At 63.8% G+C, this 24,734-nt stretch carries 18 protein-coding genes and 4 pseudogenes; 10 read left to right on the top strand and 12 right to left on the bottom strand.

Features of this window, described 5'->3' with window-relative positions; translation table 11 throughout:
* Positions 1 to 11: 11 nt before the first annotated feature.
* A complete protein-coding gene (locus tag MCBMB27_RS04165; protein ID WP_139231705.1) occupies positions 12 to 560 on the bottom strand; it encodes a hypothetical protein in 549 nt (182 codons plus the stop codon).
* Positions 561 to 914: 354 nt separating this feature from the next.
* On the opposite strand from MCBMB27_RS04165, the gene MCBMB27_RS04160 reads away from it, so the two are divergent.
* Entirely contained in the window at positions 915 to 1,157 is a 243-nt protein-coding gene (locus MCBMB27_RS04160; protein ID WP_043756389.1) for a hypothetical protein, read from the top strand.
* Between the two features lie 208 nt (positions 1,158 to 1,365).
* On the opposite strand, the pseudogene MCBMB27_RS04155 reads toward MCBMB27_RS04160, so the two are convergent.
* Positions 1,366 to 2,118, bottom strand: a pseudogene (locus tag MCBMB27_RS04155) (IS6 family transposase).
* Between the two features lie 477 nt (positions 2,119 to 2,595).
* On the opposite strand from MCBMB27_RS04155, the gene MCBMB27_RS04150 reads away from it, so the two are divergent.
* The 4 genes from MCBMB27_RS04150 (at position 2,596) to MCBMB27_RS04135 (ending at position 6,535) form a co-directional block, all read left to right on the top strand.
* Entirely contained in the window at positions 2,596 to 3,192 is a 597-nt protein-coding gene (locus tag MCBMB27_RS04150; RefSeq protein ID WP_075379929.1) for a RidA family protein, read from the top strand.
* Between the two features lie 693 nt (positions 3,193 to 3,885).
* The gene (locus MCBMB27_RS04145) at positions 3,886 to 4,818 is read left to right on the top strand and encodes a hypothetical protein (protein WP_043756386.1); all 933 of its coding nucleotides are present in this window, start codon (positions 3,886 to 3,888) and stop codon (positions 4,816 to 4,818) included.
* Between the two features lie 78 nt (positions 4,819 to 4,896).
* The gene (locus MCBMB27_RS04140; RefSeq protein WP_043756384.1) at positions 4,897 to 6,321 is read left to right on the top strand and encodes an exodeoxyribonuclease VII large subunit; all 1,425 of its coding nucleotides are present in this window, start codon (positions 4,897 to 4,899) and stop codon (positions 6,319 to 6,321) included.
* 22 nt (positions 6,322 to 6,343) lie between these two features.
* A complete protein-coding gene (locus tag MCBMB27_RS04135) occupies positions 6,344 to 6,535 on the top strand; it encodes a hypothetical protein (protein ID WP_043756382.1) in 192 nt (63 codons plus the stop codon).
* A 395-nt stretch (positions 6,536 to 6,930) separates the two neighbouring features.
* Here MCBMB27_RS04135 and MCBMB27_RS30490 read toward each other — a convergent pair whose 3' ends face one another.
* From MCBMB27_RS30490 to MCBMB27_RS04120, 3 genes are read right to left on the bottom strand one after another with little or no spacing between them, the layout of a single operon-like run.
* A complete protein-coding gene (locus MCBMB27_RS30490; protein WP_052083579.1) occupies positions 6,931 to 7,671 on the bottom strand; it encodes a flagellin in 741 nt (246 codons plus the stop codon).
* A gap of 23 nt (positions 7,672 to 7,694) precedes the next feature.
* Positions 7,695 to 8,204 (bottom strand): flagellin N-terminal helical domain-containing protein, encoded by a 510-nt coding sequence (locus MCBMB27_RS30485; RefSeq protein WP_052083578.1) that lies wholly within the window; start codon positions 8,202 to 8,204, stop codon positions 7,695 to 7,697.
* Positions 8,205 to 8,239: 35 nt separating this feature from the next.
* Positions 8,240 to 9,136 carry a 3'-5' exonuclease gene (locus tag MCBMB27_RS04120; protein ID WP_043756381.1) on the bottom strand — a complete coding sequence of 299 codons (897 nt, stop codon included), beginning with the start codon at positions 9,134 to 9,136 and terminating at the stop codon, positions 8,240 to 8,242.
* Positions 9,137 to 9,620: 484 nt separating this feature from the next.
* On the opposite strand from MCBMB27_RS04120, the gene MCBMB27_RS04115 reads away from it, so the two are divergent.
* Positions 9,621 to 10,022 carry a VOC family protein gene (locus MCBMB27_RS04115; protein ID WP_043756379.1) on the top strand — a complete coding sequence of 134 codons (402 nt, stop codon included), beginning with the start codon at positions 9,621 to 9,623 and terminating at the stop codon, positions 10,020 to 10,022.
* 211 nt (positions 10,023 to 10,233) lie between these two features.
* Here MCBMB27_RS04115 and MCBMB27_RS04110 read toward each other — a convergent pair whose 3' ends face one another.
* Positions 10,234 to 11,259, bottom strand: coding sequence for an AraC family transcriptional regulator (locus tag MCBMB27_RS04110; RefSeq protein ID WP_043756378.1), 1,026 nt, complete (start codon positions 11,257 to 11,259; stop codon positions 10,234 to 10,236).
* A 73-nt stretch (positions 11,260 to 11,332) separates the two neighbouring features.
* Positions 11,333 to 11,884, bottom strand: coding sequence for a tyrosine-type recombinase/integrase (locus MCBMB27_RS04105; RefSeq protein WP_043756376.1), 552 nt, complete (start codon positions 11,882 to 11,884; stop codon positions 11,333 to 11,335).
* Positions 11,885 to 12,601: 717 nt separating this feature from the next.
* On the opposite strand from MCBMB27_RS04105, the gene MCBMB27_RS04100 reads away from it, so the two are divergent.
* Together MCBMB27_RS04100 and MCBMB27_RS04095 are read left to right on the top strand one after the other, a co-directional pair.
* Positions 12,602 to 12,850 carry a hypothetical protein gene (locus tag MCBMB27_RS04100; protein WP_043756374.1) on the top strand — a complete coding sequence of 83 codons (249 nt, stop codon included), beginning with the start codon at positions 12,602 to 12,604 and terminating at the stop codon, positions 12,848 to 12,850.
* 473 nt (positions 12,851 to 13,323) lie between these two features.
* Positions 13,324 to 14,313, top strand: coding sequence for a transporter family protein (locus MCBMB27_RS04095; protein WP_043756372.1), 990 nt, complete (start codon positions 13,324 to 13,326; stop codon positions 14,311 to 14,313).
* Positions 14,314 to 15,139: 826 nt separating this feature from the next.
* Here MCBMB27_RS04095 and recD2 read toward each other — a convergent pair.
* On the bottom strand, positions 15,140 to 17,341 hold the full coding sequence (gene recD2 / locus MCBMB27_RS04090; RefSeq protein WP_043756370.1) for an SF1B family DNA helicase RecD2: 2,202 nt from the start codon (positions 17,339 to 17,341) through the stop codon (positions 15,140 to 15,142).
* Positions 17,342 to 17,464: 123 nt separating this feature from the next.
* Between recD2 and MCBMB27_RS31080 the strand changes: the two genes are divergently transcribed.
* Positions 17,465 to 17,893, top strand: coding sequence for a transposase family protein (locus tag MCBMB27_RS31080; protein ID WP_083683373.1), 429 nt, complete (start codon positions 17,465 to 17,467; stop codon positions 17,891 to 17,893).
* Here the strand turns inward: MCBMB27_RS31080 and MCBMB27_RS04085 are convergent.
* From MCBMB27_RS04085 to MCBMB27_RS04075, 4 genes and pseudogenes are all read right to left on the bottom strand, one after another.
* A complete protein-coding gene (locus tag MCBMB27_RS04085) occupies positions 17,837 to 19,582 on the bottom strand; it encodes a cyclic peptide export ABC transporter (RefSeq protein ID WP_158498443.1) in 1,746 nt (581 codons plus the stop codon). The two genes, MCBMB27_RS31080 and MCBMB27_RS04085, sit on opposite strands and share 57 nt — an antisense overlap.
* Before the next feature lie 480 nt (positions 19,583 to 20,062).
* A pseudogene (locus tag MCBMB27_RS04080) lies at positions 20,063 to 21,271 on the bottom strand (IS110 family RNA-guided transposase).
* Positions 21,272 to 21,283: 12 nt separating this feature from the next.
* Positions 21,284 to 21,797, bottom strand: a pseudogene (locus tag MCBMB27_RS29050) (transposase); the annotation flags it as partial.
* Between the two features lie 35 nt (positions 21,798 to 21,832).
* Positions 21,833 to 23,100 (bottom strand): IS3 family transposase gene (locus tag MCBMB27_RS04075; RefSeq protein ID WP_091955467.1). Its coding sequence is split into 2 segments (ribosomal slippage): positions 21,833 to 22,776 and positions 22,776 to 23,100, totalling 1,269 coding nucleotides; the frame shifts between segments, so codons are not numbered across the junction.
* 872 nt (positions 23,101 to 23,972) lie between these two features.
* On the opposite strand from MCBMB27_RS04075, the pseudogene MCBMB27_RS31075 reads away from it, so the two are divergent.
* A pseudogene (locus tag MCBMB27_RS31075) lies at positions 23,973 to 24,503 on the top strand (formyltransferase family protein); the annotation flags it as partial.
* Positions 24,504 to 24,734: the final 231 nt, after the last annotated feature.

The following is a 24,734-nucleotide window of genomic DNA, read 5'->3' as shown; positions in this document are numbered from 1 at the left end:
GGAGGTATCTCCTAGGGCTTGGCGATGACGACGGGGGAGTGATTGGGCACCTGCGCGGTGCGGTCTCTGGCCGGAGCGGAGCCGATAGCCAGGAACAGGTCGTTGAGATGCTGCGTGGCGCGCAACTCGAGCGACCGGCCTTGCTGCTCTTGCTGCACCAGCTGGTAGGCCATCGCGATCGCCACGTGCTTTCGTACCTGCTGGGTCGCTGCGCTCACCGTCGTCGTGTCGTCAACGAGGTAAAGGCCCAGGCTGTGGCAGTTGAACGGAATGTCGCGGAAGACCTTGCTCGAGCCCAGGGCCGCCAATTCCGCCGCCGTTACGAAGGGCGACTCTTTCCAGATGATCAGCATTAGGTGGTGGAACTCGCTGCCCAGCAGCGTGTCGTGGTGGTTCTTGCCGAGGGCGTCGCACTCCTCCGACGATCGACAGAGGGGGATCACATTCTCGATCACGTAGTCCCGGTACCGTTCGCGCATCGCGAAGTGCGAGATGGACGCACCAAGCGCGGCCACCGTCCTCGGCGAAGGTGAACCAGGCTGGTTTCGGTCGTCGTTCATGGGCATGAAGCTCCGACAGACTGGGCAGGCGCGGAGGCTAACGCACCAACGGCACTGCCGGCTATGTATGAATTTGAGCAACGCCGATCATATCTGAACTCAAGCAATGCCGGTCATATCTGGACTCGAGCGATGTCGGTCATATCTGGACTCGAGCAATGTCGGTCATATCTGGGGTTGAGCAGCTCCGATTATGTCTTGGCTAGAGTAATGCCGATCATATCTGGGATCGAGAAATGCCGTACATATCTTAGCGGGATAACTATACTTTATCGGTCGAATAATTAGATCGTCAGATCGTATTTCTCGTGGCTTTGTCCGCCCACACTATCGTGTCCCTGGGAGTTCATTGCCATGCACACCGCCGAAAGCGCCCGCCTTACCCTCGCCATCGAACTCGTCCTGCCCATCGATCTCCTGCTCGGCTGCCTGCACGAGCTGTTTCCCCACTTGGCGTGGCTGCCGCTCGGCGGCAGCCACCTCGCGCAGCTCGCGCTGATCATCATCCCCACCATCGCCGTCGTGGAACTCTTCCACTGCGGACGCCGATGCTACCAGGCAATCCGCGCGTGGTGGCGGACCGGCGACGGGACGTAGCCGGCCCCCTCCCCGCATCAGCGCCCCCTGATTACGCGGGGGGCGCGCGAGGCGAAGGCAGCGCTGGGGTGCTAACGCCGGCTTGCGAGGGTCGATCCCGCGAACCGGTCTCGCTGATATAACAGCCGCGGAACAGCGTGCCGGGCGCCGCGGGGGGTCTGGCGCAAACTCGGCTGCGGGACATAGAAGAGCTTCTACCGTCCCGCTTTCACGCTTTGTTCGCGATGGGAAGGCCAAAGCAGTGGGCCAGCAACTGGTTCTGCTCCCGGACGGTTCACGCGCCGGCAAAGCCGAAGCCTTTGCGCAGCCACAGCATGACCTCAAAGCCGCAGACCGTCCGCCGTGCCGTGTTGAAGGACCGGAACCCGCCGATCCTTGGCATCGCCCGTTTCACTCGGAAGTGGTCGCTCTCGATGCCCTGCTGCAGGTGCTTGGTCACGTAGTGGATCGGCATGCGGGGTAGCAGGCCCGTTTCGCGGCTCTCGGCGATGGCCGGCGGGTACGGACCAGCCCCATCCGTGCCGATCCGATCTGGGGCGAGTAGCGGCTGATCCTTCAGCATCTTGCGGAAGAACCGCTTGGCCGCATCGAGATCCCGGTTGGCGGCGAGCAGGAAGTCGACCGTCTGCCCATGCTTGTCGACGGTGCGATAGAGGTAGCGCCACTGGCCGCGGATCCGGATGTAAGTCTCGTCGACCCGGACCGATCCGCAATGTGGCCGACGGAACTGGCGCAGCCGCTTTTCCACCAGCGGTGCGTAAGCCAGAACACAGCGGTTCAAGGTGGAGTGGTCCACCTCCATGCCGCGTTCCAGGAACAACTCCTCTATGTCGCGGTAGCTCAGCGGGTAGCGCAGGTACCAGGAGACCGCCTGGACGATGAGCGCAGCCTCGTAGTGCCGGCCCCGGAAGTTGGTCCTGGCGCGCCGCTTGAGCGTGGCGGCGATAGCGGACAGGATCATGGGCCGGCTCCGGGGACGGAGCGGCAAGCTGAGCGGGCATGGCTAACGACCCGCGAACGAAGAGCCGTTTGGGTTCGCGACAGGCCCCGCGGCCCTTGCCTCTGGACCCGCGTCACAGCGGCGAGCTCGCGTGGATCAGCGGCGGACTTGCCCGATGTCTTCTTCGAGCCGATGAGGGATCCAGCCCTCCCCGGGGATCGTGACTGACGATTGCCTTGTTTCACGCTCTACGCTAGCGTGACCTTATGTACAGCCTCCGTCCGACCATGGTCGTCCGATGGAAACGCCCCGCCCGATGCGGTCGGCGTGACGGGGGCCTGTAGCCTCCGGCCAGCTTGAGCGGTCTTCGCCGCTCGCTTGCACCCACACAAGATCGCGTCTCCGAGCCTCGCGGCCGTGAGCGCGCCCGGGGCTTTACCTGCCCCGCGCAGTGGAGCCCGATCTTCGGGGCACGGGGTGCAACAAAGGCGAACAGCCGTGACGACCCTCAATCCCCCGACCGTTTGGGCGGTGTCGGATCAAGCCCGCACCATCTACGCCCACGCCCGCGAAGCCCCTTTTGGGCGAACCCTGTTCGTATCTGGCCAGATCGGAGTCGCTCCCGACGGGGGGATGCGCGCCGAGTTCGCCGAGCAGCTTGGACAGGCGATGGCCAACGTGGAGGCGCTGCTGGCCGCTGCCGGGATGGTGCTGGCCGACGTGAGGAAGGCGACGTTCATCCTGACGCGAACCGACGATCTCTGCACCCTCGAGCAGGTTCGGCAGACTCGCTGGGCTTCGAACGCGCCGGCCGCAGTGACTGTCCTCGTTGCCGCCGCGCTCGCCCGCGCAGACGCGTTCGTCGAGATTGAGGTCACGGCAGTCCGACGCTCCGTATTCGGCGATCATGCGGCTGGACTGCTTAGGCGGATTGCCCGCTGGGCCAGAGGCTTTGCGGCTGCCCACAGCCGTCCGTTGAGCCGCATCAACGAGCAAGGGGACTGGCTGCTGCGCGACCTCGGGCTGGAGCGCGCCGACATCCAGTCCTCAGCCGAACGGCTTGATGCGCTGCGACGCGCGATGCCGTTCCAATGAGCCGCGGGGCCTTGCTGGGTCCGCCATGGCGTCTGTGGCTTCCGATACGCGAACGCTCTGGGAAGCCAGGATGCGACCGTGAACAACCGGGCGGTTCGATCGAGCAGGGCGTCAAGTGCCGCGATGGGCTCTTCGGTCTCGAGAGACACCAGGACGGGTCTGAGACTGTGCTCCCAGTACCGGGTGAGCACGGCCTCGAACAGTTTTGCCTTCGGTCCGAACGCCGCGATCAGGCTCTGGGGATGAGGGACGGCCATCGCCGACAGCAGCGTCTTGTACGAGGCGCCGCCATAGCCGCGCTCCCAGAACAGCAGCATCGCCTGTTCCAGGGCCTGCTCCCGATCGAAGCCCCAGGAGCGTCCGCGCGCCATCGCCACCTCGATATCATGAGTGATCACTCATCAAACGGGTGGGGCATGCCGCCGGCCGAGGCAACCGAAGCTGAGCGATCACTCAGATGAGCGGCGACTCAGGCAGCCGGTAGACATGACGAGAGAGAGGAAGACGACGCGCTCCCGGGCCTCTGCGGCCGCGGGAGCGGAGGGATGGGGGTCAAGCAAACTGGATCAGGCGAAGGCCCTTCGCCCCAAAAGCCCAAGGAGGACGGGGACGGCAGAACGCGGCGCTCGGACAGCGCTCGCGGGACGGTCGGTGAGGCGCCTTCGCCCCTTCCCCTGATGATGGACACAGAAAATGACAGATCACGACGCGCCCACCGGCGCGAACGAGCACGACCGCCCGCACGAGCCGGCGGGCTTGCACGTGCGCGCACGGGTCGAGCGCCCGCGCCGGAACAAGGACGGCCTCGTCCTAGAACTCCACCCCGTCGATCCCGACCGCACCGGGCGGCTTCACGCCTTCCTCTCCGGCGACCTCATCCGCCAGATCCAGGACGCGACCGGTATCCTGCTCGATCCCAGTGCCATCTTCGGCGAACACGAGCTGAAGGTCACCGTCATGGCCGAGCCGCTGGGGAACCTCACCGCGGGGGTCGCCGGCTTCGTGCGAGACGCTTTCCTGTCGGGATGGGCCGAGCAGGACGCTGCGGTCCGGGATGGCCTGGAAGCCGACTATCTCTGGGTCCGGCAGCACGACCTGCCGATCCCGCGCCGGCTCCGGCGGGTGTTCCTGATCGAGCCGGATGACGGCGCACAGCATCCGCTCGTCGACGCCCTCGCCCACTGGTGGGATCAGGGCGCCATCGAGCTGATCCGACACCCGATCGCGTTCGAGCAGCTGGGCTCGGTCGCCGCGCTCCGGCACGCGTTCGATTGCGCCATCGACCAGTACGAGTGGGGCTCCCTGGATATGGTGGTCGTGGATCCGGGTTTGGGATTCGCGTTCCGCGAGCTGTCGGACGACGGGCTGATGCGCCAGGTCGCCGTCCTACCGGTGCCGGTGGTCACCCGCCGCGCGTCGTCGCCGACGCTGCTCGACGGCTTGGCCCACCGCTGTTTCGATCACCCGGATGAGATCCTGGCCTTCCTGGCCGGCATCCTCCGGCAGGAACTGCGGCTGGCCGACCGGGCGCGGCTCGACGCGATCGCCGAGCTGATCGAGGCGATCCCCAAGCCCAAGCGCAAGGCGAAGTCGCCGCGCTGCAAGCAGGGGCCGCTGATCGACTGACGCCACCCTCGTCGATCCGGCCGCCGGCACGACGGCCGCCGGGTCCACCGCCCCATCCCGACCTGAGCGAACGACACCATGCGACACCACAGATTCTTCAACGCCACACCAGGGGCGCCCCCTCCGGCGGCGGTCTCCGCCGATGTCCGCCCTCCCCCCGTCCGCTCGGACGGCACTGAGGCGGCCCGGCCCGCCGACGAGATCCGCGAGCTGCGCGACCTGCTCGGCTGGCTGCGCCAGCGCCTGCGCGGCGAGTACACGGTGCGGGCCAGCGTCCTGACCGTCGAGCCCCTCGGGTCCGACGGCCACCTGCTCCTGCTCGGCGAGGCCGATGCCAGCGGCAGCGCCGAGCCGCCACGGCTCAAGGTCCGGCTCGCCGCGGCCGACTTCGCCGCCTGCCGGGATGCGATCGGCGATGGCCTCGATCCGGCGGCCCTGGTGAACAGGACCGTCGTGGTCAGGCTTCAGACCAGCCTGCGCCAGCGCTACGGGCGTGGGGCCGGGGTGCAGGCCAGGGTCACCGCCGTGATCTCGGTCGGCGCGGTGCCAGTCGAGGGCGAGATCGAGCGCGAGCGGACGCTGCAGCGCCTACGGCTCGAGGGGCGCCGCTTCGGCCCCGGGACCTGGGCGGAGCCGGAGGATCCGCACCGCATCGCGCTGGTCGCGGCCGAGTTCGGCGATGCCCGCCGCGACGTCGAGCACGTCCTGCACCCGCTCGAGGAGATCGGCCTGATCCGGATCCACAGGATCTGGACGACGTTCGAGGGGCCGTCGGCGGAGCGCGCGCTGGGCGAGGCGTTCGCCCGAGCGGGCGAGCTGCACCGCGAGCACGGCCTGTCGGCGACCCTGGTGTGCCGAGGCGGCGGTCCGGCCGAGGGCTTCCAGGCCCTCAACGCCTACGCGACAGTGCGCGCGGCCGCCGAGGCCCCGAACCTGATCGCCGGGCTCGGTCATGCCGGCACGCCGCTCACAGCCCTGGACGCGGTCGCGGTCCGATCGGAACCGACCCCGACGGCCGCCGCGACGCTGGTGCGCCGGCTCGTCGAGGCCACCGGCGTCCGGGCCGAGCGCGCGCTCGCGGCCTTCGACGGCGCCCTCGCAGAGCTGGAGGCGGCCGGGCGCATCGCCCTGGCGTGGGCCACGCAGGGCTTCGCCGCGGGCCTGCGCGATCTCGCCGACCTGGCCGAACGGCGGCTGCGGCAGCTGGATCGAGGCGTCGAGCGCAGCCTGCTCGCCAACCTCGCCGCAGCGACGGGCGTGGCGACCAACGCGACGGCCGAAATCGTGCCGTACGCCGCTCCCGTCGAGGTGCTCGACTTCGGCGACGGGGATGACGGCGACGATCCACCTTGGGAACCAGGCTGGGCGCTGGTGACCGCGGCCGACACCGGCCTCGTCATCGAGCGCTATCGCGAGCTCAAGTCCAACATGCCGCTGTTCCTGCACTTCCACGACGGGACGATCTTCGTCCGGGTCGTGCCGACCTTCGTCACATACAACTGATCACACACCGAGGAACCACACCATGACCAAGACCCACTCACCAGAGACGCCGAGCTTCCTTACTGCGGTCCGGCGCATCGAGGCGCTCACTCAGGAGATCCAGAAGGACGGCCTGGCCGCCTTCGAGAAGGCCGAGGCCGCCTATGTCGAGGTGCAGGAGCTACGCGCCGTGCTGAATGCCCGGATCACTGACCTGCGCCGCCGGGCGGCATAGCGCGACCATCTGCGTCACCGCCGATGCCATCGCGTCAGCGGTGACCACCACGGAAATGTGTCCGCGACGCTCGTCGCGGAAGCCGCCTCAGCAGAGGCACGGGTACCGATCCAAATCCCGGAATGGCCGAACACCTCTACGGTGAGCAAAACGTGGGCTGGTGATGGCGCCGTCGCTCCTCGCGGGCGCCGACCGGCGATGTCCCTCCGCTGTGATCCCTCGCCTCGAGGTAAGATGGCCGGCATCCGGTCCGGGCACGAGCGCGGGTCCTGGGTGGCGTCCTACGCTCGGCAAAAGTCGACGCTGATCGGCCCGAATGGCGAGGACGGGCGCCCAAGACGCGAGACAGGATGGGTGAGGCGGCGGCCGCCAGGCCGCCGCGCACCGAGGCTGCCTTAGCGTAGGAGCTGCAGGATGCCCTGGTTGGCGGTGTTGGCTAGTGACAGGGCGGAGATGCCCAGCGACTGCCGGGTCGACAGCGCCTGCGAGTTCGCCGCCTCCTCGTTCATGTCGGCGTTGGTCAGGTTGGCCGATCCCGTGCTCAGCACGTCGATGATGTTCTTGGTGAAGTCCTGACGATTCTGCACCGTCGAGAGGTTCGAGCCGAGGTTCGAGGAGAGCGACTTCAGGGAGGTGAGCGCGTTCGTGAGCGCGTCGGAGGCCTTGCCGAGATCGGCGTTGTTCTGGATGCCGACGTTGCCGCCGGCCTGGGTCGCCGACGAGTCCACGAACGATCCCAGGCCGAGGCTGTCGGCCGTGAGCGTGTTGCCCTGAACCGTGAGCTTGGACTGTGCGGTGCCGGTCTTCTCGTTGAAGGCGATGGTCAGGTTGTCGCCGGTGAGCAGGTTGGTGCCGTTGTAGCCGGCGTCCTTGGCCGTCTGGTTGAACTGGTCACGCAGGGCATTGAACTGGCTGACCAGGGCCGAGCGCTGCGCCGAGGTGCCGCCGGCGGCCGAGGGCGTCGCGCCGCCGGTGAGCTTGGCCAATTCGGTCGGACCGGCCGTGAGTGCGCCGGTGGTCGTGTTCAACAGGCCGGCGTTGACCGCCAGCGTGTCCGAGCCGGTGCCGGTGATCTGCAACTGACCCTGGCTGTCGATCGCCGCCGTGGCGATGCCGGACTTGTTGATGTTGTTCACGAGGTCGTTGACCGTGCCGGAGGTCAGGCTGACGTTGTAGACGGTGTTGCCGGCGGCGAGCTGCAGGGTGTCGGCCTTGGTGGTGTCGATGCCGACGATACCCCCGCGGTCGAGCTCGCGGGGGCAGCCGTGCCAGCGAGCGTCTTGGCCAGCGCGGCGTCGTGCTGGCTCTTGCCAGTGGCGGTCGCATCGGCGGCCGTGCCGAGTGCGACGGTGCCCTGGAGCTTCGGCAGGTTGGTCGTGGCGTTCGACTGCGCCTGTGCGACCACCGACTGCATCTGCTTGACGATGCTGGTGATGCTGTCGATGCCTTTTGATGCCGCCTGGATCGTCTGGATGCCGTTGGAGATACCGTCGAGCAGTCCCGACAGGGCGGTCGAGCGGTCGGTCAGGTTTGCCGCGGTGAAGTAGTTCACCGGGTTGTCGAGGGCGGAGTTGACCTTCTTGCCGGTCGAGAGGCGGGCATTCTCGTGGCGCGCAGTGAGGTTCAGGAGCCCGCGGGACGCCCTGCCGCTCCGTAGGATTGGCCTCATGCGAATGGCGATCGGCCGAGCGGGACCTCTGTCGTTCAGGCGCCCTGCTCGGGATTGGTCCGGGCGGAGTAGCGGTCCCGCGCCGTGAACCGGTCGGCTGGAAGGTCGCTGATCGGCCGGCGGTAGATCGCCTCGATCAGGAACGACCGCTCGATCTCGATCTGATCCTCGTCCAAGTCGATGTACCAGCAGCGGCGGCGGCCGCTCCAGCGGTAGCGCCGCGCCTTCAGCAGTTCCTTGGTCTCGATCGGAGACCCCTGCGCCCATAGCCGCACCGTCGGCTTGCGCGCAGTCGCCAGCAACGCCGCCAGCGCCAGCTGGCCGGAGACCTGCAGCGGCCGGGCGAGCAGTGCCAGCAGGGCGTGGCAATCGTCGATCGCCCGGTGGCCGCGGTGGAAGAGCCCGCAATCGGCCAGCAGGTAGCCGAGCTTCAGGCCCTCGTGACCCTCGGCCCGCCACGGGATCTGATGGCAGGAACAGCCCCAGTTCTTATCGCGGAACACCGGCCAGCGCGGCTCGCACATCTGCCGGTCGAAGCTGGCGTTGTGCGCGATCACCACCGCGGCGTCGGCCGTGATCCGTGCCACGGCCGCGTCGTCGATCCGCCGGCCAGCCACATCGGCATCGGTGATGCCGGTGAGCCGGGTGATCTCCGCAGGGATCGGCTTCCGCGGCTCGTGTAGCTGGTTGAGGGTCTCGAGCACCCGGTAGATGCGGCCGCTGGCGCCGTACTCGAATTTCAGGATCCCGAGTTCGATCACCTCGTCGGCGGCGAAGTCCGTGCCGGTGGTCTCCACATCGACCACCAGACCGATGAACGTCGGCTCGTCTGGGGTGCCCGGGTGGTCGGCCAGCGGCTGCAGCCGGCGCAGCACGCGGTAGTCACCCGTGCCTTCGAGCACGGCAGCGATGCTTTCGAGGGGCTGGCTCACGTCCTGTGCGGTCCCGGTCCAGTTCGTCGTGGCCGCGCACCTTCTCGGTTGCCGCGGCGGATCGGCTCGAGCCTAGCTTCGGGCCGGGCACCGAGGCCAGACTCGGTCATGCCTGTCCACAGACCGATGCATCGCCTTTGCCCGATACAGGCCGATAGAGGCCTCCGCAGCGGACGTCCGAAAACATACGCCAGGCGCCGACGCCTATTCAGGTGGCTAGTCAGGAAGCCGAATTTCCGTCCGAGAGCCAAGTCAGCCGCCCGGATCGCGTTGCCTGCAATCCCGAAGCGAGCGCGCACGATCGTTTGAACCCCATGATCGAACGCGATCTTGACGGGCTTCCGCGCTCTGCTTAGCTCAGTCTCGGACGTGTAGAAGCCACGGCCCGGTCGGTAGTCCGGGTGGCCTAGCGCTCGTGCATGGCGGCCGCCGTCAGCGGCCGACTACCAGTGCGTCCTTTCCGATGAACAGGAAAGGTGTGTCCATGAAGCTCAACCATATCAATCTCATGAGCGTCGACGTCGCCGGTGACGTCGCGATGTTCGAGACCTATTTTGGGCTGCGCCCGCTGGTCATGCGCGGGAAAGCACTCGCCGTGTTACAGGACGACGGTGGGATGGTGCTCGTCCTCAACGATTTTGCGAAAAAGCGGGGTGCCTTCACTTACCCTGAAGATAGTGACGTCCATCATATCGGCTTCATTCAGGAAAGTCGCGAGCAGGTCGATGCGTTGAACGCGCGCCTCAAGGCTGACGGTTGGGACGTGCCGGCGCCGCGCGACTATCACGATGCCTGGACGTTCTACTTCAAGGCAAAAGGTGGTTACTTCGTTGAGGTCGCGACGGAGACAAAACTCCGGCGTGTTGAAGCTACCGTCGCCCGATAGGGGGTCACGGTTCGGACCTCGACGCCACGCAGCCTGATGTCCGCTTCTGCCGTGTTGAGCGGCAGAAGCGGAGCTCTCCACGCCACCCGACCCAGTCGTAGGCCGCTGGCGCACGGACAGCCTGAAAGCGGCGGCCATCGATCGGGTGGGCGCCCATGTCGGTGTCGGCTCGGCGCTCCCCGCCACCGTGGCGAGGACGTCTCAGTCGCCCCTACAGCTCGCGCAACCAAGCGAGCAAGGCACGCTCGGACGATCCGGCCGCGCTCGACACCCGCCGCGGCTCGACCTGCATCGGTGAGATGCCGAACTGCCGCCGGAAGGCCCGGCTGAAGACCTGCGGACCGGAGAAGCCGCACTCGTGGGCGAGCCGGGCCAGCTTCGGTCGGCGCCCGAGACCCGGCTCGGCGAGTTCACGCGCGGCGCGGGCGAGGCGGCGTCGGCGGATGTACGCGTGCACGCCGCCAGCGTCGGTGAACAGATGGTATAGTGCGCTCCGCGACAAGCCGAACTGGCCTCTCAGCGCCGGTACGTCGACCGTGGCCACGTGCGCCTCGATGTAGCGTCGCACCGCCAACCCCAGGGGATTGGGCCCATCTCGCGCTACTGCGGACCCATCATCGGATTTCTGATCCCGGTCGTGCCCCGCCGCTGCGGCGACCGCGATCCGGCACAGCGCCAGGGTGGCCGGCACCAGCTCGGTGAGTTGTGCGGGCGTGGCTGCTCCGAGCGTGTCGGCGAGATCGCGAAGATGGCCGGACAGCAGCCGCACCAACGGCTCCCGACGGCCGCGCAGAACCTGCCCTCGTGGCACGCTTCCATCCGCGATCGCATCGACGAGGCGACGCCGGGCTACGACGACGGTGACGCTGGTCCCGGCCGGAATCGCGAGCCGCACCGGTTGGGCAAGGTCGAACAGCACGAGGTCGCCGCTACCGGCTCGATCCGCCCAGTCTGCCGCCTCGACCTGAACCGGTCCGGGGGAATGGACCCGCAGCACGACATGGTCGAGCATCTGGGCCACGACGCGCTGCGGCGTGCGCGCGACGATCCGGGCCGATCCCCGCTCAACGGCGAGGACGATCGCGCCGAGGTGATGGTAGCTCAGCAGCGCGTCCTCCGGCACGACCGCGTCGGCGGGAAGCGCGCCGTCGAACAGGGGCTGTAGCCCGGCGAGCCAAGCGCGGCCGCGTCTGGCCTCCTGCGGGATGTGCGCGAAGCGGTGCTCCAGGACCCTCATTCCGCAGCACCCAGCTGCGGCTTCGCGCCGGATCGCTCACGAGGCGGGCATTCCAGCCAGCCTCGGGGCGGGACTACCACATGCGGGCGGCGATCTCGCGTTCCTCGGCGCCGAGCACGTCGGCGTAGATGGCGGTGGTGGACAGGCTGGCATGGCCGAGCCAGCGCTGCAGCAGGGTCAGCGGCACGCCCGAGCGCAGGGCGTGGACGCCGAAGCCGTGGCGCAAGCCCTTGGGTGAGGCGGCGGACGCGCCGACGCCGGCCTCGCGCATCACGGCCTTGACCTGCTGCCAGGCGGTGCTGCGCACGATCGGCCACAGCCTGCGCTCGGACGGCTCGAGGTCGTGGACGAGGTCGAGGATGGCCATGACGCCGTCTGGCACCGGTACGTCGCGCACGATGCCGGTGCGGCGCTTCTTGAGGCTGTGAAGGCTGACGATGCCGCCGGCACGGTCGAGGTCGGCGTGGGTAAGCGCCAGCGCCTCGGAGACGCGACAGCCGGTCCAGGCCAGCACGAGGCAGAGGGTGAGGATTTCCGGGGGCTGACGGCCAGCTACGGCGATGAAGCGGGCGCGTTCGTCGGGGGTGAGGTACTTGCGCCGGCCCTGGGCGGTGTGGAGCGACATGCCGGATGAGCCCGCGGAGCGCGGGAGATGTCCGGATCGGCAGTCGGCGGGTCGTCCAGTCGAGGCTGGATTGAGGGTCATGGCGGCGCGTCCTCGCACGCGGCGGGGCCGGTGCAGCTGTGACCAGAATTGCCAATTGTGTTCGGCGCCGCCTGCGGGAGCGTGTCTCACGCTCTGCGGCAGGAGGTAACGGTCACGGTTATACCGCGACCCGAACGGGGTGTGCAAGCCAAAAATATGAGAAAGATCAACAGATGACAGAATTGGCAATTCTGTTCGATGCCGTGATGCTTGTGTATCGCCGATACGAGGGTTCGTAAAGCGCCATGTGTGTCGCCGCACGCGATTCGATACAGAGATCGACTTTGAATAGCGGCGAGAATATAGCCCGACGCCCGATCCGGCGATGATGACCAATCTCGTCGAAGCCATTGCCCGGCATGCCGGATCTGGCGCCGCGTGATGTCCGACGCGGCGTCCAGTCTCGGTTCATTGGACGCGTGCTCGCGGCCCCGCGTTGGATATCACTTCGTTACGGATGGTGATGACCGACGCGGCTCGCTCGGCGCCCGTCCCCAGGCGCTGCGATGAGGCCGGGTGTTCCGCCGGAAGGCGTGGCCGTCTGCGTGGCCCTAGTCCTGATCCTCTACCTGTTCGCCTCGATCACCGGCTGGCTCGGCTAATCCGCGCCGGATTACCCCCTCGCAGACACGGGCCATGCCTGAGAGCGACCACGATATCGAACGCGAGCGACTCCGCGCGCGGTGGCTGAGCCGTGTCGTGGCCCAGCTGCCGCGGGGCGACTTCTGGTCGAGGCTCGGCACGTACGCTCTGCTGACGCTGCTCATCTGCGTTCTGCTGCTGCACATTGCGCGGGAAATCTGGGATGGCGCACTCACCGGTTGCCCCGGGTACGACGGTGCGAGTCACATGCGGGAGGCGGAAGCTCTCTGTCGTGATCCATGAGACGCTCGGCGAGAGGCCGAAGCGGCCTTCGCCGGATGCGTACGAACCAAGCCTCACTCCGAAGCTCTTGGCTGCACGCCCGACGTTCAGGCTTCGGCTCCTATAGGTCAACGCCCTATCACCTGAGATGATCGAGAGATTCGAATTCTTTAGGAATATGGTAACCAATCGGAGCGGCTTCCGCGTCGCGTCTATAGTCTGCGATGCGTCGGTCTCGCCGGATTCCATCAGGGCATGTTGCAGCGCGCCAAAATTGGTGCATTTCTGCCACTGGAGCGACAGGTTGCTACTTCCTCCCGACGTTTCGACTACCAATCAATCGCTAACCGTAGGATAGTTCCTGCGTTGAGACGGGCGGGCTCCGTGGGGGCGCTCGGCACGATGGAAGTCGGCAGCCGCCAAGGGCGAGCAGACCGGCAGGTTAGTGCCGAAAGCGGGACGGATGCCTTCAGACCTTGGGAAGGAATGAAACAATGATGAAGAACTGGCTCGCGGCCGGCGCGGTCGCGCTCACGGTCGGCATGACCTCGACGATCGCGCAGGCGCAGACCACCACGGTTCCCGGCGAGCAGGTCGGCCTCGCGGTCGGCGCGCCGCTGCCTGAAGGCCTCTACGCGATCAACACGTTCACGTTCCGCCGCACCGACGTGCAGAACACGGCAGACACGGCCGTCAACATCCCGGTCCTGGTGTGGTCGACCCCGTTCGTGCCGTTCGGCGGCCGCGTCGAGCTGCTCGTGGCGCCCCCGACCGTGTTCGCTTGGACTCGCTCTCCGGCGGGCCAGCCCAACAAGAGCATTTCGATCAACGTCGGCACCTTCGTCGGCGGCATCTGGGCGTTCGACCTCGGCAGCAACTTTGGCGTCAGCTTGCTCGGCGGCGCGTACCTGAACGACCTCAACGGTGACCGCGGCTCGATCGGTGGCGGTGTCGTCAACGGTCGGGTGGTTGGCACGCCGGTTCTGGGTCAGCTCTCCTCCAACACCTACCGCTTCGGCGTCGCTGGCAGCTACACCGGTGACGGCTGGAACATCACCGCCAACCTGACCGCCAACATCTACGACTCGCCCGGCCGTTTCGGCGGTCCGGTCGGCGCCGCCATCGGCCCAATCAATATCTCGAACGCCCTGAACTTCGACCTCACGGCGACCAAGAAGTTCGGCAACTTCGAGATCGGTCCGGTCGCCTACGGCACCTACAACTTCGACATCAGCCAGGCCAGCTTGGCAGCCGGCAACCGTGGTCGCTTCGCCATCGGTGGCCTGATCGGCTACGACTTCAAGATCTTCACCGTCCAGGCCTACGTCGCCCGCGACGTCGTGACCGGCGACTACCGTCCGACGGCGTTCGGTACTACCAAAGCGAACTACTCCACCGACGGCTGGATCCGGTTCATCGTGCCGCTGTACTCGCCGGCCCCGGCCGCCTCGCCGGTCCCGGCCGCCCTGGTCCGCAAGTACTGATCTACAAATCGTAGCACCGAAGAGGCGGCCCGCATTGGAGACAGTGTGGGCCGTTTCCAGTTCGAAGCGTCGGATCTATCACATGGAAAAGTACTGGCGAGATCGGATCGAACGAGCCGCTAAGATTTCTTTCGTGATGCAAGAGATCCGGCTGTCGGGTATCTCGGACCCCAAAGAAATCGCTGCTGTCTTGAATGCTCGGGGGATTGAAGATCTGCGCGGTGGCCAGTGGACGTGGATTGAGGTGCTTCGGTTCGATAAGCGTCCTAAGGAACGTCTAGACCCATCAAGGCGAGCAGATTGGACCCAACGCTAGCATTGCAGTTGCAGGCTGAGGCTCCTATCTTAGAGGCTTTGGATCGGAAAGCGCGATGCCTTCAGCCTCGCGATGCGAGCGAGACCGGGCGTCGGGCCGTCGTGAATCGCGTTGGCCTCGTCAATTAGTCCGCGGATCGCGACGGCGATAGCGAATGTCTTACTTCTTTATCCTACACACCTTCCAAATCGGTGCCCGGACAGCGGTAGGCGTCGCCGCACGCAATAGCGATGAGTCGGCCAAGGTGCAATGACGGGCCGCAGCCGCCTCTGCCCTACGAGATCAGGGACGCCGATCACGAAAACCGCCGCGGTTGGAGCTAGGCGGTTCAAGGTTGGCTTACGCTTGGGAAGTTGAATGACGCGCGGGCGTGGCGGCTGTTCCGGTCATTGAGGCGGCGCGACCTGACGCACTGCGACGTCCGTGCATGCGCTGCCGTTACACCGTGCATTCCGAATCGGGACCGGCCTGGGTTGGGGAGCCGCTATCCCGGTTCGACGGGTCTGAACTTCAAGAGCGCTGCGCCAGCCACTCTCGAAGCTTCGTCCAGCGAGGCTTCATCGTGCCGCCCCGGACCGCGATGGCTACCGCCTTGCGCTGGCCAAGCACCACCACCAGACGCTTGCCGCGGGTCACGCCCGTATAGAGGAGGTTGCGTGCCAGCATCGTCCAATGTTGCATGGCCAGCGGGATTACCACTGCCGGGTATTCCGACCCTTGCGATTTGTGGATCGTGGTGGCGTAGGCCGGCACCAACGTGTCCAGCTCGCCGTAGGGGTAGATCACTTCCCGCCCCTCAAACTCGACGATCACGGCGCCCTCGTCGTTATCGATGTGCGCCACGGTTCCTAGGTCGCCGTTGAACACCTCCCGATCGTAGTCGTTCTGGCTCTCCATCACCCGGTCGCCGGGCGAGAAGCGCCATCCAAACCGCTCTACCGAGACCGGCGGGTTCGGATTCAGCACTGTCTGGAGTTCGTGATTGAGGTTGCGCGCGCCCAGCACTCCGCGCTGCATCGGGGTGAGCACCTGTACGTCTCGGACCGGATCGAGGCCGTACCGGGCAGGAATCCGACGCGTCACCACCTCGATCAGCGTCTGCACGGCCGGCTCGGGTTCGTTGATCTCGATCCAGTGGAAGTCGCTCTCGGTGCCGCGCGGTGCCGCCTCGGGCATCTTGCCCGCGTTGATCCGGTGGGCATTGACCACGATCCGGCTCTCCGCCGCCTGTCGGAACACCTCTGTGAGCCGGGCCACCGGCACAGCGCCGGAGGCGATCACGTCGGCCAGCACCTGACCGGGCCCAACCGAGGGCAGCTGGTCGACATCGCCGACGAGGAGCAACGCCGCGTGGTCGGGCACCGCCTTGGTCAGCGCGTTCATGAGCGGCACGTCGACCATCGAAGTCTCGTCGATGACGAGCAGGTCACAAGCGAGGGGATTCTCCTCGTTGCGCGAGAAGCCACCGTGCTTAGGGTCGATCTCGAGAAGGCGATGCAGGGTCTTGGCCTCGAGCCCGGTCTGCTCGCTCATCCGCTTGGCGGCCCGGCCCGTGGGAGCGGCGAGCAGGATCCGCACGCCCTTGGCTCGCAGGATCCGCAGGATCGTATCGAGTGTCGAGGTCTTGCCCACGCCAGGGCCACCAGTGACCACCGCGAGCTTCGCACCGAGCACGAGACGCACGGCGGCCTCCTGCGAGGGCGAGAGCGTCTTGCCCGTCTTCTCCGCCACCCAAGGCAGCGCCCGGGTGAGGTCGATCTCCGGCCAAGGCGGCATACCCGGTGCGCGGCGCCTGAGCCGCTCGGCGATGGCGCGCTCGGCGGCGTGCAGGCCGGCAAGGAAGATGCAGGCCTTGTCGCCGACGACGTCCTGGACGACCTCGCCGGTCTCCAACACGTCGAGGAGTGCCGAGCGTATCAGAGGCGCCTCCACGCCGAGAAGCTCGACCGCCAGCGCCACGAGCTCAGCCACGGGCAGGGCGCAGTGGCCCGCATCGGTGGCAGTCTGCAGGGCGAACGAGATCCCTGCCCGCAGCCGCTGCGGCGCCTCTTTAGTTAGGCCGAGCTTCATCGCGATGGCGTCGGCAGTCTTGAAGCCGATGCCCCGGATGTCCCTGGCAAGACGGTAGGGATCCTCGGTCATGACCGCGATGGCCTCATGGCCGTAGGTCTTAAAGATCCGCACTGCCCTGGCCGTCCCCACACCGTGGGCGTGCAGGAACAGCATGATCTCGCGCACGGCCTTCTGCTCGGCCCATCCGGCGACGATGCGGGCGGCGCGCTTGGGTCCGATGCCCTCTACTTCGGTGAGGCGGCCCGGCTCGGCCTCGATGATTTCGAACGTGCCTTCCCCAAAGGCCGCGACGATGCGCTTGGCCATGGCGGGGCCGATACCGCGCATGTGGCCCGAGGCGAGGTACTTTTCGATGCCCTCTGTTCCGGTAGGCGGCGTGACCTTGAGGGTATCAGCCTTGAACTGCAGGCCGTGCTGGCGGTCCGTGCGCCAGATGCCGGTCGCGGTGATCGACTCGCCAGCGCTGATCGCGGGTGCGTGGCCGATCACCGGTACGAGGTCGCGCTTGCCCCGCGCCTGGACCTTAAGAACGCAGAAGCCGGTTTCGGGGCTGTGGAAGGTGACACGCTCGATCGTGCCTGCCAACGCCTCAAGGGGCTGGCCACGTCCGAACTGCTGCGAGCGCCCTGGATCGGTCATGGAATGGTCAGTCAGAATTTACAGGCAACTCGAACCATTGTCTTCATCCAACAGGTTGCGTCGTGTCCTTAACGGCTCTACCGCCCGCGGCTTGTGAGGCACCGATCTGAAGCCTACGCCGCGATGGTCGCGTGTGGAACCTGCGCGGTTCAGATTGCAGTCCAGGAGATCCGCTGCATCGCGTTGCGGCTGGGGCAGGGGCGCATCCAGCCCGCCCACGTCATCGCATGGTCGCTTTGGGCACGGGCGCATCAGTCGACAGAGGACGTCGGCGGGGTAAGCACCGCACAACTAATAGCAAGCAAAAAGGTTCTAAAACGCGACTTTAATGCTGGGCTGCACGAGGTTCCCGGCCGCCGGGTACTCTCCGTCGAAAACGGGCATGGGGCGGGCGTTGTGATACGTGCTCGCGGTCGCCGCTGCGCAGGACGATGTCCGGGTTGCGGCACGCCGAGCACCGCCAGTCACGGCTCCTATCAACGTCACACCGCTTATCTACCCTCCCTTGGACGAGCCGTTCGGTTCGATCTCACAGTCCGACGTCTGCACTAGCTCATTCGAGCCAAGTGCATTGACCGATATATAATTGGTGAGGACACCATCTTTTAGGCACAGTATTTGGTCTGCAATTTCAAAATATCGATCATCATGGGAGATTGCAATAACTGTTTTCCCCGAATTCTTAAGCTCTGGAAGTAAATCTTGATAAAATACGCGTCTGAACATAGGATCTTGATCTGCCGCCCATTCATCAAAAATTAGAATTGGGCGATCTTCAAGCCATGCCTTCAATAACGCCAGTCTCTTCCTCTGGCCAGTTGACAGATCAATTTCTGAAGCCGATCGAGTGTCCGCGCCTATTTTGTGATCAATCTCGAATCTGCGTAAATACTGTGTTGCTACTTCCGGCAGGCAAACAGTTTCAGAAACAATATCATCAAATAAGTAATAGTCGGAGAAGACAGTCGTGAACATTTGGCGATAATCATCTCGGCTTTCTGCTGTCACTTCTTGGCCGTCCAATAAAAGGACACCTGCTGCTGGGGCATAAAGAGCAAGAAGTAATTTAATCAACGTTGTTTTGCCCGACCCGTTTTCTCCAACTATAAAAATTATTTCCCCCGATCTGATTACAAGATCAATCGGCCCCACCGCAAATTGTTGTCTGGTCTCACCCGAACTATAACTAAATTTTATCTTCTGTAATTCGATCACCGCGAAGTCTTTTTTAAGTGTCATCTTTTGGCCGGGTTCAACATTTTCTAGTGTATGTGAAATGCCAATTTCAGGATTGGAAAACTGTTCTGCTAAATCATCAATGCGTCGGAGTGATACTATAGCGCGACCTATCACCGGGAGGACGCCTATTATTTGTTCAAATTGCCCTCTCAAATAAAGCAATATAATTATAAACCCAGCAGAGGTTGCTAAGTCTATGTTTAGCCATGACGAATCTCGCGCCAATAACACAATTCCAACAACGGAAAAATATGTAATGGTATTGAACGCGCGGGCGGACACGTACAGGTTTACAGCACGGATTTGTTTGCCGTAAATTTCTTGTATAATTGGTTTAAGCTTCAGGTTGTATATATTATAGCGGCGCTTGCGGTGAAGGCGCAACTCTTTCGCCCCTTCCGCTATGGCGCGATAACATTTCTGAATTTGATCTTCATGCGATCTGGCTTGGTTGAATTCTACAACGGCGCGAGATTGTGCTATAATTTGCGCTGCCGCACTAAAGAACAGAAAAAAAACTACAATTATCATAAGAGTAGGAGAAATAAATAATAGGTAGGCCAGTCCGCAAATACAGATTGTAGCCGACACCGCAAAGGATGATATCGCAACAGCTGAATTGCTGACTGTTTCAATATCATGAGTGAGCACAGGTATTAACCGGTAGGTGCGATATCGTTCCAGCGCATCAATTGGCGCAACAAGGATCCGGGCGGCGAGCACTCTGCGTGCTGATGCAATAATGCGTTGGCCAGTCAAATTAACGCTAATGTCCGCGCATACTGAAGAAACTGAAGCTATCACACAAAGGAAAACGAAATAAATCAAAAGATTATAATCCGTATTTACGCCTGATCTAATGCATTCGTTTATTACTACCAGCAGAGCCGAAGTGCTGATTCCTCCAATTAGTGATATGATTGCAGAAAATGATATAATGCGATAATTCAACTTTAGTAAATGTATTAGAATTGATTTACGGACTTCAATTGATGAAGGCATGGATTTTCTCATAATCGCGTCGCATTGAGCAGATATTGTATTACATACTGATCATGAATTACATTTTATTTTGTGTTTTTGGTCAGACAACCTGATCTAAGAATCCGAATAGTAAATCTCTACACCGAGAATTTTATTGTAAACTATTAGATCAACGTATTGCAAGCAATGGATAACATAAATATTTAAGACTTGCTTTGATTTGACTTTGCTATCCATTGTCCGAGTTAAGGCATTGTTTAGAATGCGATGAATCATTTTTGGCTATGGTTAACTCGCGCGAACCTATGGTCTACCCTTTCACAGAGCTGTTCAAGACCAAGTTGGGCCTATTTCGTGATTCGGCTCGAATCAAGATCGCCATCGCCTTTATGGATGAGATGGACAAGACCTATCGCGCCTTCCGTGGTAGTTTTCTCAGGTGCGGACGACCTCGTGGCGAAGCGCGGGGCCTCGGCTGCAAGCCCCGCCGGGCCGCCTTTATTCAAGCCTTGCCGATTTGAGGCGTCCGCGCACCGCTTTTGATGGGCGGGGTGTCCAGTGCGCCACGACGCGCTCGTAGGCTGTCTCCGCCCGTCGATCGATCTCCATCTCCTGATCGCGCAGCGCCTTGATGTTGTAGGCGTAGGCCGGACCGCGCTGGTTGCCCTTCTGTGGTTGGCTTGCCTGCAGTTCGAGCCCGCAGATCTCGTTGGCCACGAGGCCCGGGCAGCCCGAAAGGTAGTCGGCCTCCTTGGTCAGCAGGTGCCAGCAGAGCACGGCGAGTTTGCGCGCCGTGGCCACCGCGGCGATCTGGTGACCGCGCCGGGCACGCACCCGCACGAAGAAGGCGTGCAGCGGCCTCGGCGCCTTGGCGGCGGACCAGGCGGCCTCGACCAGCATCGCCCGAGCGTGGCTGCCGCCCGCCTTGCTGATGCGCCCGTGATGGCCGAGCCCGAGACCGGACTGACGCACACGCGGATTGAGCCCGAAGTAGCTCACCAGCGTCTGCGGGCTGGAGAAGCGACGCACGTCGCCGATCGCGGCGGCGAGCCCGGCGGCCACCGTCACGTTTATGCCGGTGACGGTGAGCAGGCGGCGCACCACCGGGCTGTCGAGCGTCGCCTCGCCGATCGCCCGGTCGAGGACGGCGAGATCCTCGCCCAGGGTATCGAGTTCGCGCAGGTGACGCCTTATCGCCGCCTGCTCGTCATCGGGCAAAGCCTGCCGTTCCAGCCAAGCTCGGCCGACCCGGCTGAACAGGTCGGCATGCGGACACGGCGGCACGAGGTGAGCGTGCAGGATCGCGTGGGTTTCGTTCTTGAGCCGGGTGCGATGGCGGACCACCTGGTTGCGCCGCGCCACGAGCCGGCGCAACCGCTCGGTCGCCGCATCCGGCGTCCAGACCTACGGCAGGAACCCGGCCGCATAGAGGTTGGCGAGCACGCCAGCGGCGATCTTGTCGGTCTTCACGTGCGCATGGGCGATCGCCTTGACCTGCAGCGGGTTGGCGATCACGACGCGCGCCGCGTGTTGCCTCAGCAGGTGTGAGACGACCATCGCGTTGCCGGTCACCTCGATCACCACCTCGTCGTCGGCGCGCAGCGTGCGCGCAAAGCTCTCAAGACCGCCGCGGGTCATGTCGACCCGGCCGGCATGCCGGAGCCGGCCGTCTTCCCACGCCACGACCTCGGCGAAGGTGCGGTGCAAGTCCAGAGTGAGTAGCTGGCGCAGCCGGCCATGGACGCGGCCGAGCCAGCGTTCGAGCGCTTGGCGCATGTTGAGAATGTGATGCCATCGGTCGGCGACTCGGAGAGCAGCGGAAGCGCCTGCCGCCGCCGCTCGGGCGTACTCGGTCGAGGGGTCGCGAGCGACGATCTGGATGCTGGGACGGCGCCCCAGCCAGTCGGTGACGGTCGCCCCAGTTCGGTCGGGCAGCCGGTTGATCGGGCATCGACGATCGAACTCGACGAGCAGCGTGCCGTAGATTCGTCTTTTGCGGACGGCCCAATCGTCGATGCTTACGGCTCGCAGCCGATCCACGCTAGGCAGCGGTAGGCGGCGCACGAGACACAGGATCGTATTGGGGCTGGTCTGCATTCTCAGATGGCCGGTCAGGCGCGCACCGGCCTCGCCACCGACTGCAAGCTCGATGCTGGTCCGAGGCCTGTGCAATGCGGCGCGTCCTGCGTGCGCGCGACGGCATCAGCTAGGGGAGTGGCTCAGCGAAGGTGTGTACCGCCTGCGGATTGTGAGACACCGACCTGAAGCCTACGCGGCGATGGCCGCGGGTGGAAGCTGCGCGGCGCGGATATCGGCCGGTGGCCGGAACCCGTGTCGCTCGATCAGCCACGTCTCATTGTAGAGATCCCGGAACGCCAGCAGGCCGTGGCGCAGATCCTCGACCGTATCGAAGTGCTCGACCCATAACAGGTTTTCCTTGAGGGTGCGGATGAAGCGCTCGGCGCAGCCATTCCCCTCCGGGGCGCGCACGAAGGCGGGCGAGCTCGCGATGCCTAGGAACGCGAGCTCGGTCTGGAAGGCGTCCGCCATGGACTGGCTACCGTGATCGTGCCGGACGCTCGGGCCGGAGGCGATCTCGGCCGAAAAGCCACCGAAGCGCTGCCGCAACCCTTGGCGGATCGGCTCCAGCGCCTCGAAGCGCGTAGCCCGGCGGGCCGCATGGATGCCCACGCACTCGGCCGAGCGGTGATCGATGGCCACGAACACCGCGACCTGCCCCTCGGCCGTCCAGGTGGTGGTCAGGTCGGTGCCCCACATCGTGTCGACCCGGTCCGGGATGATGGTGCCGTCGTGGTTGCGCGGACCGCGCGGCGTGCCGACCCGCGTGGGGGCCAACAGGTCGTGGGCGCGCATCAGGCGCAGCACCCGGCGCTTGGAGGTGCGCACGCCCTTCATGCGCAGCCGTGCCCAGACCTTGCGATGGCCTTCGCCGTGGAAGGGGCTGTCGATCAGGATGGCGAGGATCCGCAGGAGCAGTGCGGCATCCGGCATCGCCCCGAACGGGCCGGGCCGCCGCGCGGGATCGGACCCGGCCTCCGATCCGAGCCTTAAGCGGGGCGGTGAGAGATGCCGGTGGACGGTGGCGCGCGAGACGCGCCAGATCCGGCAAACCCGAGCCAGCCCGTAGACGCTGCCGCTGGCTGGCGAGACGGTCCGGCTCATGGCCGCGACCGCCCCCGGGCCAAAGGGCCGGCGCCACGCGCCTCCAGGGTGGCGACCTTGGCCTCCAGCAGCTCGCGCTCCAGCAGCATCTCGCCGAGCTTGGCCTTGAGACGCCCGCTCTCCAGCGCCTCCGCATCGAGGGGCCGGGTGGACAGGCTGGCCTCGGCCGCCGCCAGGAAAGCATCGCGCCAGCCCGACAAGGTCGCCGCCGTCACGCCCAGGCCGCGCGAGACGCTCTCCAGGTCCTCACCACGCAGAAGCCGCAACACCGCGTCCCGCTTGCGCTGCCGGGACATGCGCCCACCCCGGCCAGGTCCGGCCGCACCGGCAACCGCTCCTGTAGTCGTCGTCATCGTTCTCACCCCTGAGGCGGAGACCGTCCGCTAACGGGGTATCTCAAGCAACCGTGGGGCGGAGGAGGTGCGACGGGAGTAGGCACTATCATGGCAGTAGAAGGTCGGACGCGCAGGCGCAGCGTCATGGGCTGACCGATGCTCGGCAGGTCGGCCGGACGGCGTCCATAGCGGCTGTGAACGGCAGGGCTGTTCGTGCCACAGGTTAGGCAACGACCATGCACACGCAACGCATGGACGAAGACAACAAGACGACCTTCGCTCCGGATGACGCGCTCAATGGCGCAGCCCGGCAGGAATGAGGACAGGATGACCCGCCTGGCGAATCAGACCGTGCCCTCCCCGTCACCGCGACGGTTCCACGCAAACTGCGGGAGAAATGCGATGCCGAGGGAGGAGCAGTTTGGGTGACATAGCCTATGCCCCAACAATATAGGTAGGGAGGTGGCGGCCAGTGTCCGATGGATGCATGCACGCCCTCTCATTGCCAGGAAGGCTTCCAAAAGCTGGAAAAGTGACACGATATCAAGCGATTAGGAGCGCCAAAAGGCCTGCTCCTTCGGTGGCATTATTTTACCTTTTGGGGTTGCTTGCACCACACCAATCGGCCTAAGATAACTCAAGGTAGATTCGAGGCTCGCTGGGCGCTGTGATGCAGCAAATTTCGATGCTACAGTTTTTCTATACGTAGTGTAGAATCGTTTGCTGCTTATCTAATGTTTTACGGTCTTTGAGAACTCGTAGGCTCTTCGAGTCGAGCTCGGTTCCACTGAATTAAGCAGCCAGTTGCGTCAAAATATCTAATTCGCCAGCAGATTCTGTCCAGACTAATTCACAAGCTACAATCAAAAAATTTTACAGGGAGACGGGTCATGACGGACGAGTCGCGTCGCGAAAGTCGTTTGCCCGAATTTGTCTCTATGCAGTCTGATGAGCAGATGGCATGCCGCAATACTATCATTCATAAGAATGTTTTCATTTTTGGCGCCGGCAACATTGCTGTAGCCTGCGCAGAAATTTTGATTGCATTGAGGCATCGTATTGTAGGCGTGGTTGCTTTTGATGAGTCATTCGAGAACTGGGCGGTATCTAATGATGTGTTCTTGTATAAGAATATCGGAGAAATTTCGACCGCCGGATCTCTGGCAACAATAGATTGGATATTTTCTATAGCAAATCCGACTATATTACCAGATGAGATTGTAAATAGAGCTTGCGGCGGCGCCTACAATTATCACGATGCTCCACTTCCTTTATTCGCCGGAAGCCATGCTACGTCTTGGGCGATCATTGAGGGACAAAGACGTTACGGCGTCACTTGGCATAAAATTGATCGGCTCGTAGATTCCGGGGATATAGCTATTCAGTCGGAATTTCTTATTTCAGCAGAGGAAACAGCCTTATCTTTGAATCTTAAGTGTTTTAACGATGCTATCAAGAGTTTCGAGGCGTTGGTAAGTGGTCTGTCAAGTCAAAATTTGGTTTTTAAACGACAAAATTTAAACGCTCGGACTTACTTCGCCCTCAATAAGCGGCCGACGGCGGGCGGAGTTGTTTCATTCGATTGCCATGCGTCAAAACTTGTTTGTCTGGCTAATGCACTTGATTTTGGCAAGTTGCATTTCAATCCATTG

The sequence above is a fragment of the Methylobacterium phyllosphaerae genome, assembly GCF_001936175.1.
Taxonomy (GTDB): Bacteria; Pseudomonadota; Alphaproteobacteria; order Rhizobiales; family Beijerinckiaceae; genus Methylobacterium; species Methylobacterium fujisawaense.
This window is presented reverse-complemented; position numbering and strand designations above follow the sequence as displayed.

Coding starts and splice junctions, on each gene's coding strand:
- MCBMB27_RS04165 (WP_139231705.1), bottom strand. CDS start 560: ATGAACGACGACCGAAACCAGCCTGGTTCACCTTCGCCGAGGACGGTG.
- MCBMB27_RS04160 (WP_043756389.1), top strand. CDS start 915: ATGCACACCGCCGAAAGCGCCCGCCTTACCCTCGCCATCGAACTCGTC.
- MCBMB27_RS04145 (WP_043756386.1), top strand. CDS start 3,886: ATGACAGATCACGACGCGCCCACCGGCGCGAACGAGCACGACCGCCCG.
- MCBMB27_RS04140 (WP_043756384.1), top strand. CDS start 4,897: ATGCGACACCACAGATTCTTCAACGCCACACCAGGGGCGCCCCCTCCG.
- MCBMB27_RS04135 (WP_043756382.1), top strand. CDS start 6,344: ATGACCAAGACCCACTCACCAGAGACGCCGAGCTTCCTTACTGCGGTC.
- MCBMB27_RS30485 (WP_052083578.1), bottom strand. CDS start 8,204: ATGAGGCCAATCCTACGGAGCGGCAGGGCGTCCCGCGGGCTCCTGAAC.
- MCBMB27_RS04115 (WP_043756379.1), top strand. CDS start 9,621: ATGAAGCTCAACCATATCAATCTCATGAGCGTCGACGTCGCCGGTGAC.
- MCBMB27_RS04110 (WP_043756378.1), bottom strand. CDS start 11,259: ATGAGGGTCCTGGAGCACCGCTTCGCGCACATCCCGCAGGAGGCCAGA.
- MCBMB27_RS04105 (WP_043756376.1), bottom strand. CDS start 11,884: ATGTCGCTCCACACCGCCCAGGGCCGGCGCAAGTACCTCACCCCCGAC.
- MCBMB27_RS04100 (WP_043756374.1), top strand. CDS start 12,602: ATGCCTGAGAGCGACCACGATATCGAACGCGAGCGACTCCGCGCGCGG.
- MCBMB27_RS04095 (WP_043756372.1), top strand. CDS start 13,324: ATGATGAAGAACTGGCTCGCGGCCGGCGCGGTCGCGCTCACGGTCGGC.
- recD2 (WP_043756370.1), bottom strand. CDS start 17,341: ATGACCGATCCAGGGCGCTCGCAGCAGTTCGGACGTGGCCAGCCCCTT.
- MCBMB27_RS31080 (WP_083683373.1), top strand. CDS start 17,465: ATGGTCGCGTGTGGAACCTGCGCGGTTCAGATTGCAGTCCAGGAGATC.
- MCBMB27_RS04085 (WP_158498443.1), bottom strand. CDS start 19,582: ATGCCTTCATCAATTGAAGTCCGTAAATCAATTCTAATACATTTACTA.